The organism is Chromatiales bacterium (assembly GCA_020445605.1).
In the GTDB taxonomy this organism is placed as follows: Bacteria; Pseudomonadota; Gammaproteobacteria; order JAGRGH01; family JAGRGH01; genus JAGRGH01.
In genome coordinates this window covers 26,588-44,329 of sequence record JAGRGH010000027.1, presented here as the reverse complement: position 1 = coordinate 44,329, position 17,742 = coordinate 26,588, and the positions used below count along the sequence as shown (strand labels likewise).

Annotated in this window: 15 protein-coding genes and 1 pseudogene; 12 read left to right on the top strand and 4 right to left on the bottom strand. The window is 66.6% G+C overall.

Annotated features, from left to right (window positions below):
• Position 1: 1 nt before the first annotated feature.
• The 8 genes from murG (at position 2) to KDG50_03975 (ending at position 8,692) form a co-directional block, all read left to right on the top strand.
• On the top strand, positions 2 to 1,054 hold the full coding sequence (murG, locus tag KDG50_04010; GenBank protein ID MCB1864568.1) for an undecaprenyldiphospho-muramoylpentapeptide beta-N-acetylglucosaminyltransferase: 1,053 nt from the start codon (positions 2 to 4) through the stop codon (positions 1,052 to 1,054).
• A 34-nt stretch (positions 1,055 to 1,088) separates the two neighbouring features.
• Positions 1,089 to 2,477, top strand: coding sequence for a UDP-N-acetylmuramate--L-alanine ligase (gene murC, locus KDG50_04005; GenBank protein MCB1864567.1), 1,389 nt, complete (start codon positions 1,089 to 1,091; stop codon positions 2,475 to 2,477).
• Complete coding sequence (murB, locus tag KDG50_04000) at positions 2,477 to 3,388, top strand: UDP-N-acetylmuramate dehydrogenase (GenBank protein ID MCB1864566.1); 912 nt, start codon at positions 2,477 to 2,479, stop codon at positions 3,386 to 3,388. The genes murC and murB overlap by 1 nt, the downstream gene beginning before the upstream one ends.
• The gene (locus tag KDG50_03995) at positions 3,385 to 4,326 is read left to right on the top strand and encodes a D-alanine--D-alanine ligase (GenBank protein ID MCB1864565.1); all 942 of its coding nucleotides are present in this window, start codon (positions 3,385 to 3,387) and stop codon (positions 4,324 to 4,326) included. The genes murB and KDG50_03995 overlap by 4 nt, the downstream gene beginning before the upstream one ends.
• Positions 4,316 to 5,104, top strand: a complete 789-nt coding sequence (locus KDG50_03990) for a cell division protein FtsQ/DivIB (GenBank protein MCB1864564.1) — start codon at positions 4,316 to 4,318, stop codon at positions 5,102 to 5,104. The genes KDG50_03995 and KDG50_03990 overlap by 11 nt, the downstream gene beginning before the upstream one ends.
• Positions 5,101 to 6,333, top strand: coding sequence for a cell division protein FtsA (gene ftsA, locus KDG50_03985; GenBank protein MCB1864563.1), 1,233 nt, complete (start codon positions 5,101 to 5,103; stop codon positions 6,331 to 6,333). Before KDG50_03990 ends, ftsA begins: the two co-directional genes overlap by 4 nt.
• Before the next feature lie 84 nt (positions 6,334 to 6,417).
• Complete coding sequence (ftsZ, locus tag KDG50_03980; protein ID MCB1864562.1) at positions 6,418 to 7,569, top strand: cell division protein FtsZ; 1,152 nt, start codon at positions 6,418 to 6,420, stop codon at positions 7,567 to 7,569.
• Between the two features lie 208 nt (positions 7,570 to 7,777).
• The gene (locus tag KDG50_03975; GenBank protein MCB1864561.1) at positions 7,778 to 8,692 is read left to right on the top strand and encodes a UDP-3-O-acyl-N-acetylglucosamine deacetylase; all 915 of its coding nucleotides are present in this window, start codon (positions 7,778 to 7,780) and stop codon (positions 8,690 to 8,692) included.
• A gap of 180 nt (positions 8,693 to 8,872) precedes the next feature.
• Here KDG50_03975 and KDG50_03970 read toward each other — a convergent pair whose 3' ends face one another.
• The gene (locus KDG50_03970) at positions 8,873 to 9,253 is read right to left on the bottom strand and encodes a DUF721 domain-containing protein (protein MCB1864560.1); all 381 of its coding nucleotides are present in this window, start codon (positions 9,251 to 9,253) and stop codon (positions 8,873 to 8,875) included.
• A gap of 70 nt (positions 9,254 to 9,323) precedes the next feature.
• Between KDG50_03970 and KDG50_03965 the strand changes: the two genes are divergently transcribed.
• From KDG50_03965 to KDG50_03950, 4 genes are all read left to right on the top strand, one after another.
• Positions 9,324 to 10,253, top strand: coding sequence for a M23 family metallopeptidase (locus KDG50_03965; GenBank protein MCB1864559.1), 930 nt, complete (start codon positions 9,324 to 9,326; stop codon positions 10,251 to 10,253).
• Positions 10,254 to 10,371: 118 nt separating this feature from the next.
• Positions 10,372 to 13,185 (top strand): preprotein translocase subunit SecA, encoded by a 2,814-nt coding sequence (gene secA / locus KDG50_03960; GenBank protein MCB1864558.1) that lies wholly within the window; start codon positions 10,372 to 10,374, stop codon positions 13,183 to 13,185.
• 33 nt (positions 13,186 to 13,218) lie between these two features.
• Complete coding sequence (argJ, locus tag KDG50_03955; GenBank protein ID MCB1864557.1) at positions 13,219 to 14,415, top strand: bifunctional glutamate N-acetyltransferase/amino-acid acetyltransferase ArgJ; 1,197 nt, start codon at positions 13,219 to 13,221, stop codon at positions 14,413 to 14,415.
• The gene (locus KDG50_03950) at positions 14,416 to 15,357 is read left to right on the top strand and encodes a Nudix family hydrolase (protein ID MCB1864556.1); all 942 of its coding nucleotides are present in this window, start codon (positions 14,416 to 14,418) and stop codon (positions 15,355 to 15,357) included. It begins immediately after the preceding gene.
• Positions 15,358 to 15,461: 104 nt separating this feature from the next.
• On the opposite strand, the gene zapD is transcribed toward KDG50_03950, so the two are convergent.
• The 3 genes and pseudogenes from zapD to KDG50_03935 form a co-directional block, all read right to left on the bottom strand.
• Positions 15,462 to 16,229, bottom strand: coding sequence for a cell division protein ZapD (gene zapD / locus KDG50_03945; GenBank protein ID MCB1864555.1), 768 nt, complete (start codon positions 16,227 to 16,229; stop codon positions 15,462 to 15,464).
• A 72-nt stretch (positions 16,230 to 16,301) separates the two neighbouring features.
• Positions 16,302 to 16,898, bottom strand: a complete 597-nt coding sequence (gene coaE, locus KDG50_03940) for a dephospho-CoA kinase (protein ID MCB1864554.1) — start codon at positions 16,896 to 16,898, stop codon at positions 16,302 to 16,304.
• Positions 16,898 to 17,707: pseudogene (locus tag KDG50_03935) on the bottom strand (prepilin peptidase). The gene coaE and the pseudogene KDG50_03935 overlap by 1 nt, the downstream one beginning before the upstream one ends.
• Positions 17,708 to 17,742 lie beyond the last annotated feature (35 nt).

Genomic DNA, 17,742 nt, shown 5'->3' with positions numbered 1-17,742 from the left:
CATGGCCGGCGGCACCGGCGGGCATGTGTTTCCGGCGCTGGCCTGTGCCGAGGCGCTGCGCGAGCGCGGTCACCGGGTGGTCTGGTTCGGGACGCGCCGCGGCATCGAATCCCGCGTCGTGCCGCAGGCCGGATTCGAGGTCGAGTGGTCGCCGATGACCGGTCTGCGCGGTAAGGGCGCGCTCGGCTGGGCCGTCGCGCCGTTTCGTCTGGCGGGCGCCGTGTGGAACGCCCTGGGGGTTCTGCGCCGGCAGCGTCCGAAGCTGGTACTGGGCATGGGCGGCTATGTTGCGGCGCCCGGCGGCCTTGCGGCCTGGCTGTCCGGCGTGCCGCTGGTCATCCACGAGCAGAACGCCATCGCTGGCATGACCAATCGTCGGCTGGAACGGTTTGCCTCACGTCGGCTTGCCGCATTCGCCGGCGCGTTCCGCAGCTGTGGTGTGCGCATCTGCGGCAATCCCGTGCGCCGGGAGATCAGCATGCTCGCGTCGCCCGCCGAACGCTTTGCAGGTCGGGATGGGCCGTTGCGGTTGCTGGTGCTGGGCGGCTCGCTCGGTGCGACCGCGTTGAACGCGCTCGTTCCATCGGCAATTGCGCGCCTGCCCGAAGGCCGTCGCCCGGTCGTACGCCACCAGACCGGGCGGCAGATCGACGCCGCGCGCGACGCCTATGCCGCGCATGGTGTCCAGGCCGAACTTGGCGAATTCATCGACGACATGGCCGGCGCCTATGCCTGGGCCGATTTCGTCATCGCGCGGGCCGGCGCCCTGACGGTTTCGGAGCTGGCCGCGGCGGGACTGGGCGGCATCCTCGTGCCGTATCCGCACGCGGTCGACGACCACCAGAGCGCGAACGCGCGGGTGCTGGTCGAGGCCGGCGCGGCGGTCATCGAGCAACAGGCCACGCTGACGGCCGAGACGCTGGCCGCGCATCTGGACACGCTGGATCGCGCGCGCGCGCTGGCCTGGGCAAATGCCGCGCGCACGCTGGCACGGCCGGATGCGACCCAGTGTGTGGTTGCGACCTGCGAGGAGGTGCTCGATGGTCGCGTTTGAGCGTCCGCACCACGGGGCGATTCCGCGCGAGGCGATGGGCCGCGTGCGGCACCTGCATTTCGTCGGCATCGGTGGTTCCGGCATGAGCGGGATCGCCGAGGTGCTGCTGAATCTCGGTTATCGCATCACCGGATCGGATCGTGCGGCGAATACGGCAACTGATCGTCTCGCCAAACTCGGTGCGGAGATCGTCTTCGAGCACTCCGCCGCAAACATCGCCGGTGCCGATGCTGTGGTGGTATCGACGGCGATCGCCGCTGACAACCCGGAACTGCGGGCCGCACGCGAGACGCGCGTGCCGGTCGTGCGCCGCGCCGAAATGCTCGCCGAGCTGATGCGCTTCCGTTACGGCATTGCGATTGCCGGCACCCATGGCAAGACGACCACGACCAGCCTGGTGGCGAGCATCCTCGCCGAGGCCGGTCTGGACCCGACCTTCGTGATCGGCGGCGTGCTGACCTCCGCCGGCGCGAGCGCGCGGCTCGGGGCCGGCCGCTATCTCGTCGCCGAGGCCGACGAGTCCGACGCGTCGTTCCTGCACCTGCAACCGATGATCGCGGTCGTCACGAACATCGACGCCGATCACATGCAGACCTACGGTGGTGATTTCGCGCGTCTGCGCCAGACCTTCTTGGAGTTTCTCTATCACTTGCCGTTCTACGGGCTCGCGGTGCTCTGCATCGACGACCGCGAAACCGCGGCCCTGTTGCCCAAGGTCGCGCGCCCGGTGCGTACCTACGGCATCGAGCGTGACGACGCCGATCTCGCCGCGCGCAATCTGCGCCCCGACGGCGGCGCGATGCAGTTCGATCTGGTGGTGCGCGGTGAACCGCCGGTGCCGGTGCGGCTGAATCTGCCCGGACGCCACAACGTCCGCAATTCGCTCGCCGCCGCTGCCGTCGCGCTGGAGATCGGCGTCGGCATCGAGCATGTGCAGGCCGCGCTCGCGGGCTTTGCCGGCATCGGCCGGCGCTTCCAGATTCACGACGACGTACGGCTGGGCGACGCGCGGGTGACCACCGTCGACGACTATGGCCATCACCCGGCCGAGATCGCTGCCACGCTGGACGCCGCGCGCGCCGTGTGGCCGCAGCGCCGGCTGGTGCTGGCGTTCCAGCCGCATCGTTATTCCCGAACACGCGATCTGTTCGACGACTTCTGTCGCGAACTCTCGCGTGCCGACGCCCTGTTGATCGTCGAGGTCTATCCGGCCGGCGAGGCACCCATTGCAAACGCCGACGGGCGTGCGCTGGCGCGCGGCGTGCGTGCGCGCGGCGTGGTCGAGCCGGTGTTCGTCGAGCGCGTGGAGGCCCTGCCGGCTGCCATCGAAACTGCTGCGCGCGACGGCGATGTGGTGCTGCTGATGGGTGCCGGTTCCATCGGCCGGATTGCGGCGCAGATCGCGGCGGGAGGCGGCGCATGATGGCGGCGCGGACGACCGACGGACTGCGTGGCGAGCTTGCGCAGAACATCGCCCTGGACCGCTACACCTCGTGGCGGGTCGGCGGCCGTGCGGCGCGTGTGTACCGGCCTGCGGATCGCGACGATCTGTGCCGGTTTCTCGCCGGACTGGACCCGGCCGAGCCGCTGCTGTGGATCGGACTGGGCAGCAATCTTCTGGTGCGCGACGGGGGGTTTCCGGGCACGGTCATCGTGACCCAGGGCCGGGTGCGCGAAATGCGGGCCTGGGGCGAACACGGCATCGAGGCGGAATGCGGGGTGGCCTGTGCACAGATCGCGCGCCACGCCGCCCGCGCCAATCTGGTCGGCGGCGAGTTCTTCGCCGGCATTCCCGGCACGCTCGGCGGTGCCCTAGCGATGAATGCCGGGGCGTTCGGCGGCGAGACCTGGTCGATCGTCGCCGGTGTGGACACGGTGGACCGGCGCGGCGTCGTGCACACACGTGAACCGGCTGAGTTCTCCGTCGGCTACCGGCAGGTGCAGGGTCCGCCGGACGAATGGTTCCTTGCCGCCCGGCTGGCGCTCAGCCCGGGCGACGGCGCGGCCTCGCGCGACCGGATTCGCTCCCTGCTCGAACGTCGCGCCGCGACCCAGCCGACCGGCCTGCCGAGCTGTGGTTCGGTGTTCCGCAATCCGCCGGGCGATCACGCTGCACGGCTGATCGAGGCCGCCGGACTCAAGGGACTGCGCCGCGGTGCCGCTGAAGTCTCGCCGCGTCATGCGAACTTCATCATCAACACCGGAGGCGCGACGGCGGCCGACATCGAGGCGTTGATCGGCGAGGTGCGCGAGCGGGTCAACGGTTGCTTTGGCGTGCTGCTGGAACCCGAGGTACGCATCGTCGGCGAGGCGGCCGCGGAGACCGCGCCATGAAGACCCCAGCGAACATTGCTCCGGCGCAGTTTGGACGGGTGGCCGTGCTTGCCGGCGGCGATTCGTCCGAGCGCGCGATCTCGCTCATCAGCGGCGCGGCGGTGCATGCCGCGCTGCAACGGCGCGGCGTCGATGCGCGACTCGTCGATCCGGCCGACGGCGGCTGGGCGCCAATCTCCCGCGCGACCTTTGAACGGGTGTTCATCGTGCTGCACGGCCGTGGCGGCGAGGATGGTTCCGCGCAGGGCTATTTGGAGCGTGTCGGGTTGCCCTACACCGGGTCGGGTGTGCTCGGCTCGGCGCTCGGCATGGACAAGACCCGCACCAAGTGGGTCTGGAATGCGCTGGGCTTGCCAACGCCGGCGTTCCGGCACTACCACGCCGGCAGTGCGGAGCACCCGGACCTGCCGCTGCCAGTGGTCGTGAAGCCGGCGCGGGAAGGCTCCAGCCTCGGCGTGACGATCGTGCGCGAGGCCGGAGAACTTCGCGCCGCGCTGGCTGCGGCGGTCGCGCTCGACGACGAGGTGCTGGTCGAGCGCTACATCCAGGGCGCCGAGTACACGGTCGCGATTCTCGATGGCGAGGCCTTGCCGGCGATCGGTCTGCGCACCTCGCATACCTTCTACGACTACGACGCGAAATACCGCGCGAACGACACGCAGTACCTGTGCCCCTGCGGTCTGTCGGCGGCGGACGAGGCCGCGATCCAGAAGCTCGCGCTGTCCGCGTTCACGGCGGTGGACTGCCGGGGCTGGGGCCGCGTGGACCTGATGTACGACGGCGACGGCCCATGGCTGCTCGAGGTCAACACCGTGCCGGGCATGACCGACCACAGCCTCGTGCCAATGGCCGCACGTGCGGCCGGCATCGATTTCGACTCGCTGGTCTGGCGCATCCTCGCGCAGACGCTGGACGCGGAGGTTGCCCATGGCGCGTAGGAAGGCCGCCCAACGCGAACGCCGCAGCATCGAGAACGCCCTGCGTCGGCGACTCTGGCGCGGACTGCGGCTGTCACTGGGCTATCTGGTGCTGGCCATCGGCATTGGCTGGGGTGCTGCGCTTGCGCTCGGCACGCTGGAGCGCCCGGACGTACTGCCTGTGCAGGTCGTGCGGATCGCCACTCCGTTGCTGCACGCAGATCCGGCCGAGTTGCAGACCGAACTCGCGCCCCTGGCTGCGACCGGTCTGTTTGCGGCCGATGTCGCGGCGATCCGGTCCGCGGCGGAGGCCTCGCCGTGGATCGCCGAGGCGACGGTGCGCCGACGCTGGCCGGCGACGCTGGAGGTCTTTGTGCGCGAGCGACAGCCGGTTGCGTACTGGGGTGAGGACGCCTTGGTCGGGCGTGACGGTGTGGTGTTCCGGCCCGCGGTGGTCGATGGCTTCGACCTGCCCCGGCTGATCGGCCCCGATGACTCGGCGGCCGCAGAGATGGTTCAGATGCTTGCAGACGTGCAGTCGCGGCTGGCGCCGCTGGGGCTCGAGGTCGTCGTGCTGGAACGCAATGCGCGCCGGGCGTGGCGCCTGGCGCTCGCGAATGGCGCCGTGATCGAGATCGGCAGTGCCGATGTTGCGAACCGGATCGAGAGGTTTGCACGGACCTGGCCGCAGCTGGCTACGGCGCCGGTCGGAGCGGCCGGGGTGGTCGCCGTGGACCTGCGCTACCCGAACGGGCTGGCCGTGCGCCTGGCCCCAGCCCAGACGGAGGCCGGTGGATGAGCAAGCGCAACGACAAGCGACTGACCGTGGGTCTGGACATCGGCACCTCCAAGGTCGTCGCCGTGGTCGGCGAGATCACCGAGGACGGCTCGATCGAGATCATCGGCGTCGGTTCACATCCCTCGCGCGGCCTGAAGAAGGGCGTCGTGGTGAACATTGAATCGACCGTGCAGGCCATCCAGCGTGCAGTCGAGGAGGCGGAACTCATGGCGAGCTGCCATGTGCAGTCCGTCGTGACTGGCGTTGCCGGCAGCCACATCCGCAGCCTGAACTCGCACGGCATCGTGGCGATTCGTGACAAGGAGGTGGTCGCCGGCGATGTCGACCGGGTCATCGACGCGGCACGTGCGGTCGCGATCCCGGCCGACCAGCGCATCCTGCACATCCTGCCGCAGGAATTCGTCATAGACGAGCAGGAGGGCATCAAGGAGCCCGTCGGCATGGCCGGCGTCCGGCTTGAGGCGCGAGTGCATCTTGTGACCTGCGCGCAGAGTGCTGCGCAGAACATCATCAAATGCGTGCGTCGCTGCGGCTTGCAGGTCGACGAGCTGATTCTTGAGCAACTGGCCTCCAGCGAGGCCGTGCTTTCCGACGACGAGCGCGAACTCGGCGTGTGCCTGGTGGATATCGGCGGGGGCACGACCGACATCGCGATTTTCAAGGACGGTTCGGTGCGGCATACGGCCGTCATCCCGATCGCGGGCGACCAGGTCACCAACGACATTGCGGTGGGTCTGCGAACGCCAACGCAGCACGCCGAGGAAATCAAGGTCAAGTACGCCTGCGCACGCGCGGAGCTTGCCGGCCAGAACGAAACGATCAAGGTTCCGGCCATCGGCGATCGTCCGGCCCAGCAGCTCTCGCGCCAGACCTTGGCCGAGGTCGTGCAGCCACGGTACGAGGAACTGCTGCAACTGGTGCACTCCGAGATCCAGCGCAGCGGCTACGAGGACCTGATCGCCGCCGGCGTCGTGCTGACCGGCGGCAGCGCCAAGATGGAGGGGCTCGTCGATCTCGCCGAGGAGATCTTTCACAAGCCGGTGCGCCTGGGCGCGCCGCAGTCCGTGCGCGGTCTCGGCGAGGTCGTGCGCAATCCGATTTATGCGACCGCGGTCGGTTTGATCCTGTTTGGACGATCCGAGCGCGGCATGGGTCCCGCCCCGACCACCCGCAGCGGTCTGCGTGCCGCCTGGGATCGGGTGCGCGGGTGGTTTCACGGGCGCTTCTGAGCGGTGCTTTTCAGCAGCCGGTCAAGGCGGAGTCATTTTCAGGCGCGCCCGGGTGGCGCGGCCGTATACGGCAGGAGGTAGACGATGTTCGAGCTAGTAGATGTGAATCCGCAGAATGCGGTGATCAAGGTGGTCGGTGTCGGCGGCGGTGGCGGCAACGCGGTAAGACACATGATTTCGGCACAGATCGCCGGGGTCGATTTCATCTGTGCAAATACCGATGCGCAGGCACTGAAGAATGTCGAGCAGGCAACCGTCCTGCAGCTCGGCAACAACCTGACCAAGGGCCTGGGTGCCGGCGCCGATCCGACCAAGGGCCGCCAGTCGGCACTGGAGGATCAGGATCGGATTGCCGAGGTGCTGGATGGCGCGGACATGGTGTTCGTCACCGCCGGCATGGGCGGCGGTACGGGTACCGGCGCGGCGCCGGTGATCGCGAGGATCGCGAAGGACATGGATATCCTGACCGTCGCCGTGATCACGCGGCCGTTCAACTTCGAAGGCACGAAGCGCAACGCCGTGGCCGAGCACGGGATTCGCGAGCTGCGCCAGACGGTCGATTCGCTGATCACGATCCCGAACGACAAGCTCCTGCCCGTGCTGGGCAAGAACATGTCGTTGCTGGATGCATTCCGGCACGCCAACGACGTGCTGCTGGGCGCCGTGCAGGGCATCTCGGAACTGATCATCCGGCCGGGACTGATCAACGTGGATTTCGCCGACGTGCGCGCCGTCATGTCCGAAATGGGCATGGCGATGATGGGTACCGGTGTCGGCCGCGGCGAGGACCGCGCGCGTCAGGCCGCCGAGGCCGCGGTCGGCAGCCCGCTGCTCGAAGACATCCACCTGCAGGGCGCCCGTGGCGTGCTGGTGAACATCACGGCCGGCATGGACCTGTCGATCGGCGAGTTCGAGGAGGTCGGGCAGACCGTGCGCGAGTTTGCGTCGGACGATGCCCAGATCGTCGTCGGCACGGTCATTGACCCCGAAATGGAAGGCGAGTGCCGCGTCACGGTCGTTGCCACCGGGCTGGATCGTCCGGCGGCCGCCGAGCAGCCCGTGCGACTGGTGCAGCCGGCGGTGGATGCCCTGCCGGCCACCGGTACCGACGGCAAGCCGGCCAAGTCAGCGGAGCCCGCGGGACGGAGTCAGGCCCGTGCCTATGTCGAGGCCGCCCGGCGCGCCGATGTCGAGTATCTGGACATCCCGGCGTTCCTGCGCCGTCAGGCCGATTGAGCCGATCCGGGCATGTCTCGGATCGAGGTCGTTGGGGGCGGACGGGCGTTGCGCGTCACCCGCCGACCGGGGTTGTGCCGATACCGCCGGCAGGCCGGGCGCCGGGCCGGCGACAAGCATGTCGTTCTTCACAGAACGGGGGGCTTGTGATACTCTTTGACTAATTACGCCATTAGAACATTCTTTCGTCAGGGGTCTGGGCGCGGCGGTGATAAAACAACGAACGCTCAAAAACATCATCCGCGCCACCGGCGTTGGACTGCATACCGGTGAGAAGGTCTATCTGACCCTGCGACCCGCCGCCGCGGACACGGGCATCGTGTTCCGGCGGGTCGACATGCAGCCTCCGGTCGAGATCAAGGCGCATCCGTCCAATGTTGGCGACACGCAGCTGTCGACGACGGTCTCCAACGGTTCCATCAAGGTTTCCACGGTGGAACACTTGCTGTCCGCGATGGCCGGTCTGGGTATCGACAATGCTTATGTCGATCTCAGCGCCCCCGAGGTTCCGATCATGGATGGTAGCGCGGGGCCGTTCGTGTTCCTGCTGCAATCCGCCGGCATCGAGGAACTCAACGCGCCGAAGCGGTTCGTGCGCATCAAGCGAACGGTGCGTGTCGAAGAGGGTGACAAGTGGGCGGAACTCTCGCCGTATGACGGATTCAAGGTTGGCTTCACCATTGACTTCGATCACCCCGCGTTTCGTGGTCGCCCGCAGTCAGCCGAAATTGATTTCTCGTCGACCTCGTTCGTGAAAGAGGTCAGTCGTGCCCGTACGTTCGGGTTTCTGCGCGATATCGAATATCTTCGCGCGCACAACCTCACACTGGGTGGAAGCCTCGATAACGCAATCGTGGTAGACGACTACCGCATCGTCAATGAAGACGGTCTGCGTTACGAAGACGAGTTCGTCAAGCACAAGATTCTCGACGCGATCGGCGATCTGTATCAGCTCAATCGCAGCCTGATCGGTTCGTATGCCGGCTACAAGTCCGGTCACGGACTGAACAACCGTCTGCTGCGTGCGCTGCTCGCCGACCGCAAGGCGTGGGAAGAGGTGACGTTCACGGACCCGGACCAGCTGCCGATTTCGTACGGTACGCCGATTCACGCGTTGAGTTGATGAATTCGATGGTCCGGCGTCGCGTGTCGATGGCGGATCGGCTGCGGTGGCGCGAGCAGTTCGCGACCCGCGAGAACGACAACAACAAATTGATGATGGGTTGATTTTCGCGCCGCGTTTGCGGTGCGGTGTGAGTGTGGGCCGGCGGCTACCCAGACGTAGCTGAACGGAGATGAGCCCTCAACCGGCGTGATCGCCAATCGCGCGCAGCAGGCGTTGCAGCGCGGCAGCCAGACTCGGGTCCGACACATGTGCGGCGGTTGCCTGCAGCGCGGCGCGTGCTGGCGACAGGTCCGGGGTCGGTCGGCGGCGAGTGACCGGCGCGGTCGGCGATGGTGGCGCGAGGCGGACATCGACGCCGGAAACCCCCAGCCGCGTGGTGAGCGCGGGCGCGAGGTAGCGGAACCGCGTGGCCCACGCGGGGGTGGAAACAAACAGCGTCATGCGCGGTCCATCCGGGACACACGCGACGCAGTGGTCGCCCATCGGGGCCGGCAGCAGCGCGCGAATTTCGTCGAGCTGGTGTTGGCAGGCGCGGGCCTGTGCGATGAGCTGGCCCAAGCCTGGATTGGCGTTTTGTAGAGCCCCGAGGGGGCCTTTGTAGCTGGAGCGGGTACGACTCGGCATCACGATGCAAATCCTACTAGTCCCGAAGTTCTGTCGTAAGACCAACAGCGTCGAAGTCTGCATGCCGCGGCTGGCGGTCGTGTTTGCGCTGGCTGGCGTGATGGTGGCTGCGCTCGCCGGATGGATCGGATACTCGTATGGCATCGGGCGCATTACGTCCGTTGCCGATTCGATGACCGCCGATCTGCACGCGAAGCTGGACGAGCAGCGCACGATCGTCGCGGATGCCGGGCAGGAGTTGCGCGCAAATCTCGATGCCATGGCGCTCCGCGCGGGCCGGCTTCAGGCCGAAGTGGTGCGACTGAGCGCTTTGGGTTCACGCCTGGTAGAACTCGGTGAACTCGACCCGGCTGAATTCGACTTCTCCGAGGCGCCGCCCATGGGTGGTATCGAGGCCGCTGCACGCGCGGTCGATGACTATTCGTCCGATGACCTCATGAAGCAGCTCGACCGGCTCGGAGAGCAGGTTGACGCCCGCGGTCTTCAGCTTCGCGGGCTTGAGAACCTGATCATGGGGCAGCATCTACGCGCGGAAGTTCTGCCCTCGGGCCGGCCGGTGAAATCGGGCTGGGTGTCGTCCGCCTACGGCAAGCGCACCGACCCGTTCACGGGCAAGAAGGACTGGCACAGCGGGATCGACTTCGCGGGCAAGGAGGGCAGCGATGTGGTTACGGTGGCGACCGGTGTCGTCCAGGCCGTCGAGCAGATCAACGACTACGGCCTGCAGGTGCTGATCAACCATGGCGATGGCTACGTAACCCGATACGGCCACAATAGTGAGGTTCTGGTCGCCGTCGGTCAGACCGTTCACAAGGGTGAGACCATCGCGCGGATGGGCTCCTCGGGCCGCTCAACCGGCCCGCATGTGCATTTCGAGGTGCTCAAGGACGGTCGCGCCGTGAATCCGTCGAAGTTCGTCCGCAGCGCGGGCTGACCCACACTCCTGCGGGGCGGTCCGCGGCGCCGGCCCCCATCCGCCGGCGGCCGACTCGTGTGATCGGGTATCATCGCCGCCCGATACCCGCCATCGTCCATCTCTCCCTAAAATATCCATGTTCAGCAAGGCCCTGACGAAGTTATTCGGCAGTCGCAATGAGCGGCTCGTGCGCGCGATGCGCAAGGATGTCGATCGCATCGGTGCGTTCGAATCCGAATTGCAGGGGCTGGATGAAGCGGCCCTGCGTGAGCGCTTCGCCGGCCTGCGTGAACGCGTCAGCGAAGCGGGCAAGCTCGACCCGGTTCTCCCCGAGGCGTTTGCGCTTGTGCGTGAGATGTCGCGGCGTGTTCTGGAGATGCGGCATTTCGACGTGCAGCTCATCGGCGGGATGGTCCTGCATCAGGGCAAGATCGCCGAAATGCGCACCGGTGAGGGCAAGACCCTGGTCGCGACCCTGCCCGCCGCGCTGAACGCGTTGGCCGGCCCGGTCCATGTCATCACCGTGAACGATTACCTTGCACGTCGCGACGCGGCGTGGATGGGGCGTCTGTATCACGCGTTGGGCCTGAGCGTCGGGGTGATCAATTCATCCGGCGGGCGCGGCCCGGATTCAAGTTCCTACCGCTTCGACCCCGCCGCTCGCACGCCGGACGCGCCGTTCGACTCACTGGTTGCGGTCACCCGCCGTGAGGCCTACGCCTGCGACATCGTCTACGGCACGAACAACGAATTCGGGTTCGACTACCTGCGCGACAACATGGCGTTCTCGCGCGAAGAGCAGTCCCAACGCGAACTTCGGTTCGCGATCGTTGACGAGGTGGACTCCATCCTGATCGACGAGGCGCGCACTCCGCTGATCATCTCCGGGCCCACCGATGAAAGCTCCGCGCTGTATGAACGCATCAACGTCGTCATACCGAAGCTTCAACGGCAGCAGGAGGAAGATGGCCCGGGGGACTTCACTGTCGATGAGAAGACCAAACAGGCCTATCTGACCGAGGAAGGTCACGAGCACGCCGAAGCGCTGTTGGTGGAATCCGGGCTGCTGGCCGAGGGTTCGAGCCTGTATGACCCGGCCAATGTAGCCGTGCTGCATCATCTGCATGCGGCATTGCGCGCCCACAATCTGTTTGCGCGTGACGTCGATTACATCGTGCAGAACAACCAGGTCGTCATCGTCGACGAGTTCACCGGCCGACAGATGCCCGGCCGGCGCTGGTCCGATGGTCTGCACCAGGCCGTCGAAGCGAAGGAACACGTATCGATCCAGAACGAGAACCAGACGCTCGCCTCGATCACGTTCCAGAACTACTTCCGGCTGTACGGAAAACTTGCCGGCATGACGGGCACGGCGGATACCGAGGCCTACGAGTTCCAGCAGATCTACGGACTCGAGGTTGTCGTGATTCCCACGCACCGGCCGATGGTCCGTGTCGACAATGGTGATCTCGTCTACCTGACGCCGGCCGAGAAATACAGTGCGATCGTCGAGGACATCCGCGATTGCGTCGAACGCGGGCAGCCGGTGCTGGTCGGCACAGCGTCCATCGAGACCTCCGAACACATCGCGAAACTACTCGCCAAGGAGAAGATTCGTCACGAGGTCCTCAACGCCAAACAGCACGACCGCGAGGCGCATATCGTCGAGCAGGCCGGCCGTCCGGGTGCGGTGACGATCGCCACGAACATGGCGGGCCGCGGTACCGACATCGTTCTGGGCGGAAATCTGGAGGCCGAGTTGCGCGCGCTCGGTGACGATGCGCCACGCGCCGAAGTGGAACGTGTGCGCACGGACTGGAAGGCGCGCCATGAGCAGGTGTTGGCCGCGGGCGGACTGCATATCGTCGGCACCGAACGGCATGAATCGCGGCGCATCGACAACCAGCTGCGCGGTCGCTCCGGGCGCCAGGGTGACCCGGGTTCCAGCCGTTTCTATCTTTCGCTGCAAGACAATCTGATGCGCATATTCGCGTCGGACCGTGTTGCCGCGATCATGCAGAAGCTAGGCATGAAGGAAGGCGAGGCAATCGAGCACCCATGGGTGTCGCGGGCGATCGAGAACGCCCAGCGCAAGGTCGAGGGCTACAACTTCGATATTCGCAAGCAGTTGCTCGAGTACGATGATGTTGCGAACGATCAGCGCAAGGTGATCTACGAGCAGCGCAGCGATCTCATGGGCAGCGGCGATATCTCCGAGACCGTGGCTGCGATCCGCTACGACGTGCTCAACGCGCTGATTGATGCCTTCATGCCGCGCGGCAGCCTCGAAGAGCAGTGGGATGTCGACGGCCTCACGCATGCGCTGGCCGCCGAGTTTGCGCTGGAACTGCCGATTCGCGACTGGCTCGACGCCGATGATGACCTGCACGAGGAGGCATTGCGGGAGCGGATCTTCGATCAGCTCAAAGAGCGTTACGCCGACAAGGAACGCCGTGCCTCGTCAACCGTGATGCGCGACATCGAAAAGGCCGTCATGCTCCAGGTCGTCGATGGTCAGTGGAAGGATCATCTCGCGGCGATGGACTATCTGCGCCAGGGCATTCATCTGCGTGGTTACGCGCAGAAGAACCCGAAGCAGGAGTACAAGCGCGAAGCGTTCGAGATGTTCACCGGGCTGCTGGAATCCATCAAGCGCGAGACGATTGCGATCCTGAGTCGGATCCAGGTGCGCGACCCGGCCGATGTCGCGGCGATCGAGGCGCAGCATCATGCGCCGACCCAGATGCGCTATCAGCATGCCGAGGCCTCGGCGCTGTCGGCGCCCGGTGCCATGCCGGGGCCTGGTCCGGGTGCTGGCGACCCGTCTTCGCCGGATGCCGAATCGCGCGACGAGCCGTTTGTACGCAGCGGGCGCAAGGTCGGTCGCAACGAACCGTGTCCCTGCGGTTCCGGCAAGAAGTACAAGCAGTGTCACGGTCGTCTGAGCTGAGGGCGTTCGGCAGTGGCCGACTCAACGAATGCAGTGGGTGACGTTGCACTGGCGATCGACGGCGTACGCCTGGCAACGGCCGCCGGTGGAATCCGTTACCGGGATCGCGATGATCTCGCCCTGATCGAGATCGCGGCCGGCGCCAGCGTCGCCGCGGTGTTTACCCGCAACGCATTTTGTGCGGCACCGGTTCTCGTTGCACGGGAACATCTGCGTTCAGCCAGTGCGCGGTATTTGTTGATCAACTCCGGCAATGCCAACGCGGGAACCGGCGAGCAGGGGCTCGCTGCGGCCCGCCGTTGCTGCGAACTCGTTGCCGCAGCGACCGGCACGCATGCGGAGCAGACCCTGCCGTTTTCCACGGGCGTGATCGGCGCGCAGTTGCCGCTGGCGCCCTTTGAGCGCGGTGTCCCCAAGCTGGTCGCCGCGCTGGACGCCGACGCCTGGCCCGCGGTCGCGCGGGCGATCATGACGACCGATACGGTCATGAAGCTTCGCAGCGCAAGCGTACAGATCGGTGCTGATACCGTCTCGGCGATCGGCATTGCCAAAGGTGCGGGCATGATCCGTCCGGATATGGCGACGATGCTGGCTTACGTCGCCACCGATGCGGCGCTCAGCCCGGAACTGGCGCAGCGCTGTCTGGACGACTGCGTGGCCGAATCGTTCAACAGCATCACGGTGGACGGGGACACCTCGACCAATGATGCGTGTGTGCTGATCGCGACCGGTCGGGACAATCCGATCGTTTCAACGGACGACCCGCGCTACGCCAAGGTTTATGCGTTGATTGCGGCCGTGTGCATGGAGCTTGCGCAGGCGATTGTGCGCGATGCCGAAGGCGCGACGCATTTCGTGACCATTGATGTATCCGGCGCACGCGACCAGGACGAGGCACGCCGCGTGGCATTCACGATTGCGCACTCGCCGTTGGTGAAAACGGCACTGTCGGCCGGCGATCCGAACTGGGGACGCATTCTCGCGGCCGTTGGTCGCGCGGGCGTTGTGGATCTGCGAATCGATCGGGTCGCGATCCGGCTTGGCGAACACTATGTGATTCGCAATGGCCTGCCGGCGGCCGAGTACACCGAGTCCGCCGGGCAGGCGGCACTGGCGGGCGTGGACCAGTTCATCGGCGTGGAACTCGGTCTGGGCGAGGCGCATGCGCGGGTCTGGACCAGTGATCTGACCTGCGACTACGTGCGCATCAACGCCAGCTACCGGAGCTGAATGCGGGGTTCCCGCGTCGAGGTCGCGGCCGGGGCGATCGCCCGGGCCGACGGGCGCGTTCTGCTCGCGCGCCGACACGCCCACTCTCACCAGGGCGGGCTCTGGGAGTTTCCGGGTGGAAAACTCGAACCGGGCGAGACGCCGGCGGCGGCCCTGCGCCGTGAATTGTTCGAAGAACTCGGCATTCGGGCACAGGCGCTGGCGCCGCTGATCCGGCTTGCGCACCGCTACACCGATCGCGAGATCGTGCTGCATGTCTTTCGCGTGCTCTCGTTCGACGGCGCCCTGGAGCCGCGCGAAGGCCAGCCGATCGAATGGGTCGCGCCGGCGGAACTGCATGGATTTCCAATGCCCGCCGCGGACCGGCCGATCGTGGCGGCACTGCGTCTACAGCCGCTGTATGCCATCACCGCCAGTGATAAGCCCGGGATGCTGGAACGGGAGGTGGAGGGACTTCTTGCGCGTGGATACCGGCAGATCCTGCTGCGTGCCCACGCTGTGAACGATGCCGACTACTCGGCAGTGGCCCGTCGGCTGGTGCCCGCCTGTGCCGAGCGCAGCGCCACGCTGGTGCTGCATCGTGCGCCTGAACACCTGCCGCAGCTGGAAGGCTGCGGGCTGCACCTCAGTGCCAAGGGGCTTTTCGAACGCGCGGAAAGACCCGCGGGGTTCTGGCCGATCGGCGCCTCGTGTCACAACGTCGACGAGTTGCGTCGCGCCGAGCTGCTTGGGCTCGACTACGGCCTGCTCTCGCCGGTTCAGCCGACTCCGTCGCATCCTGACCGGCAGCCGCTCGGGTGGGACGGTTTCGCGCGGCTGGTCGAGCCCGTTGCCATGCCGGTGTATGCGCTCGGCGGCGTCGGACCCGCCGATATACGCGCAGCCCTGCGACACGGCGCGCAGGGTGTCGCCGGCATCCGCGGGTTTTCCGGAGTGAGCTGAGCAACGCCCGCAGGCTCAAGAAGCGCCACGCTCCTCGACAGCCGCAGGCTGTTGAAGATGAGCGCAAAAGAAAAGATCGCCGCTTCCCGGGCGAACGTGCAATCTCAGATTAGACAGCAGGTCAGCTGAAAGGCCGTGTCGATCTCGGTCGCACAGGCGTGGCCGTTGCTGTCCGGCTCCACGAAGCGCACCGTAAAACGGTGTTTGTTGCCGCTGATCTGCGGGTAGCAGCGATCATCCGAAGTCAGGGCCACGCGGATAAGCTGCAGCGGCTTCGAGGCGTCCAGCGACTGTTGATAAAACCCGCCGGAAGCGACCTTCGGTGCCGGCCGTGCCGAAGCCCGGCTGAGTTTCAGCGACAGCCGCACGCCGCGGTGCAGCGGCTCAAACGGTGCGAGCCAGCGGGCCAGATCGGCATCGCGGACCTCCGCGGGGCCGACCAGCCACTGGTGAAAGTCCGGCAGATCGAAGCTGCACGTGCCGCCCGGCATGTTGTAGCGCTGGCTGATCGCGTTGAGCATCTCGTGCTGGCGCAGATCCCGCAGGCGGTGGTTGTCGATCGCGGCGATTTCGTCGCTCGCACGGCCAAGCTCGTCTAGCACGCGGTCGAGGCGCTCGCCGTCCACCTCCGCTTGGCCGCGCATGGGCGCCAGCAGACCCGTGTGGCGTTCCAGTTCCTTGAGAATCTCCGTTTTCAGGTCGTAGCGCGCAAACATGCCGGACAGGTCCAGCAGGCGGAACACGGTGCCGCGCTGGGAAAACGGATCGGTTCTGCTGGCCGTGGCCTCGAGCGCGCCGAACAGATGTTCCAGGCGCAGCAGACTGCGCATGCGCTCGGTCAGGGGATGTTCGTAGACGACGATGGAGGGCACAGGCGGGCGGGCAGGTGAACCAATGCTTGATTGTGCGGGAGGCTGCGAGGAGGCGCAATGCAGTCGGTCATGTTATGAACGAGGCCATGCCGCGTAGCGCTCGTGCAGACGGGCGACCGCAGCGCGCAGATCTTCGTGTCCGCCGTCGTTGCTGAGTAGGTCGTCGGCCGCGGCAAGTCGGGCATCTCGGCCGGTCTGGCTCTTCTGAATGGCCGCGATGTCGGCCTCGTTTAAGCCGTCTCTGTCGGCGGCGCGGCGACGCGCAACGCCCGGGTCGGTGTCGACGACGAGCACCCGGTCGACGAGGTCCATCCAGCCCGCCTCAACGAGCAGCGGCACGACGACAATGGCGTAGGCTTCGTCGAGTTCCGCGAGCCTTGCCTCGGTCTCCGCGCGGATCAGCGGGTGGGTGATGGCCTCCAGTCGTGCGCGCAGCCCGGGGTTCGCAAAGACCAGCTGCCGCAGCGCAGCGCGGTCGATGCGCCCGTGCGGACCGATGATTCCGGTTCCGAACTCCGCGACCATTGCCAGGTACACGGGCTGGCCGGGTTCGGACAGCTGGTGTGCGATCTGGTCGGTATCGACGACCGGGATGCCGAGCTCTGCGAATGCTGCGGCGACGGCAGACTTGCCACTGCCGATTCCGCCGGTCAGGCCGACGCGCAACATCAGCGCAGGCCGGACCAGTTCAGATAGGCATTGGTGATCTCGGGCCCGGCAAACATGGCGACCAGACCCGCGAGCACCAGGAACGGGCCAAACGGGATGGGCGTGGCGCGATCTGCGGCCGCGCGCTTGAGCATCAACGTGCCGATCAGGGCGCCGGCTACCGAACCGAGCAGGATCACCAGCGGCAACTGCTGCCAGCCGAGCCAGGCACCAAGCGCGGCGACGAGCTTGAAATCGCCGTAGCCCATGCCTTCCTTGCCGGTGAGCAGGCGGAACGTCTGGAATACCAGCCAGAGAACGAGGTAGCCAAACGCCGCGCCCAGCACTGCGGATTCCAATGGAGCGAACAGGTCGCGGGTGTTCGCGAGCAGCCCGAGCCACAGAAGCGGCAGGGTCAGGCTGTCCGGCAACAGCTGGGTGTCCAGATCGATGATCGCGGCGGCGAGCAGCATCCAGCAGAAAATCGCCGCGAGCGCTGCCTGCGCGCCTGGCCCGAAGCGCCACACGCAGAGCATCGCCAGCAGGGCGCCGAGGGCCTCGACGACGGGGTAGCGCAGGCCAATGACTGCGCCGCAGTCTCGGCACCGTCCGCGCAGGAGCAGGTAGCTGAGCAATGGGATGTTGTCGCGCGCGCGCACCGGGGCGCTGCAACTGGGGCATCGCGACCGCGGGTGGGTCAGCGACGGGGGCGCCGGCCGGTCAAGCGGCCTTCCGGTGGCGTCCGCGCATTCGGCCTCCCAGTGGAAACGCAGCATGCCCGGCAGCCGTGCGATCACGACATTCAAAAAGCTGCCGACCACGAGCCCCAGTGTGCCCGCGGCCAGATACCAGAATGCAACCGGCA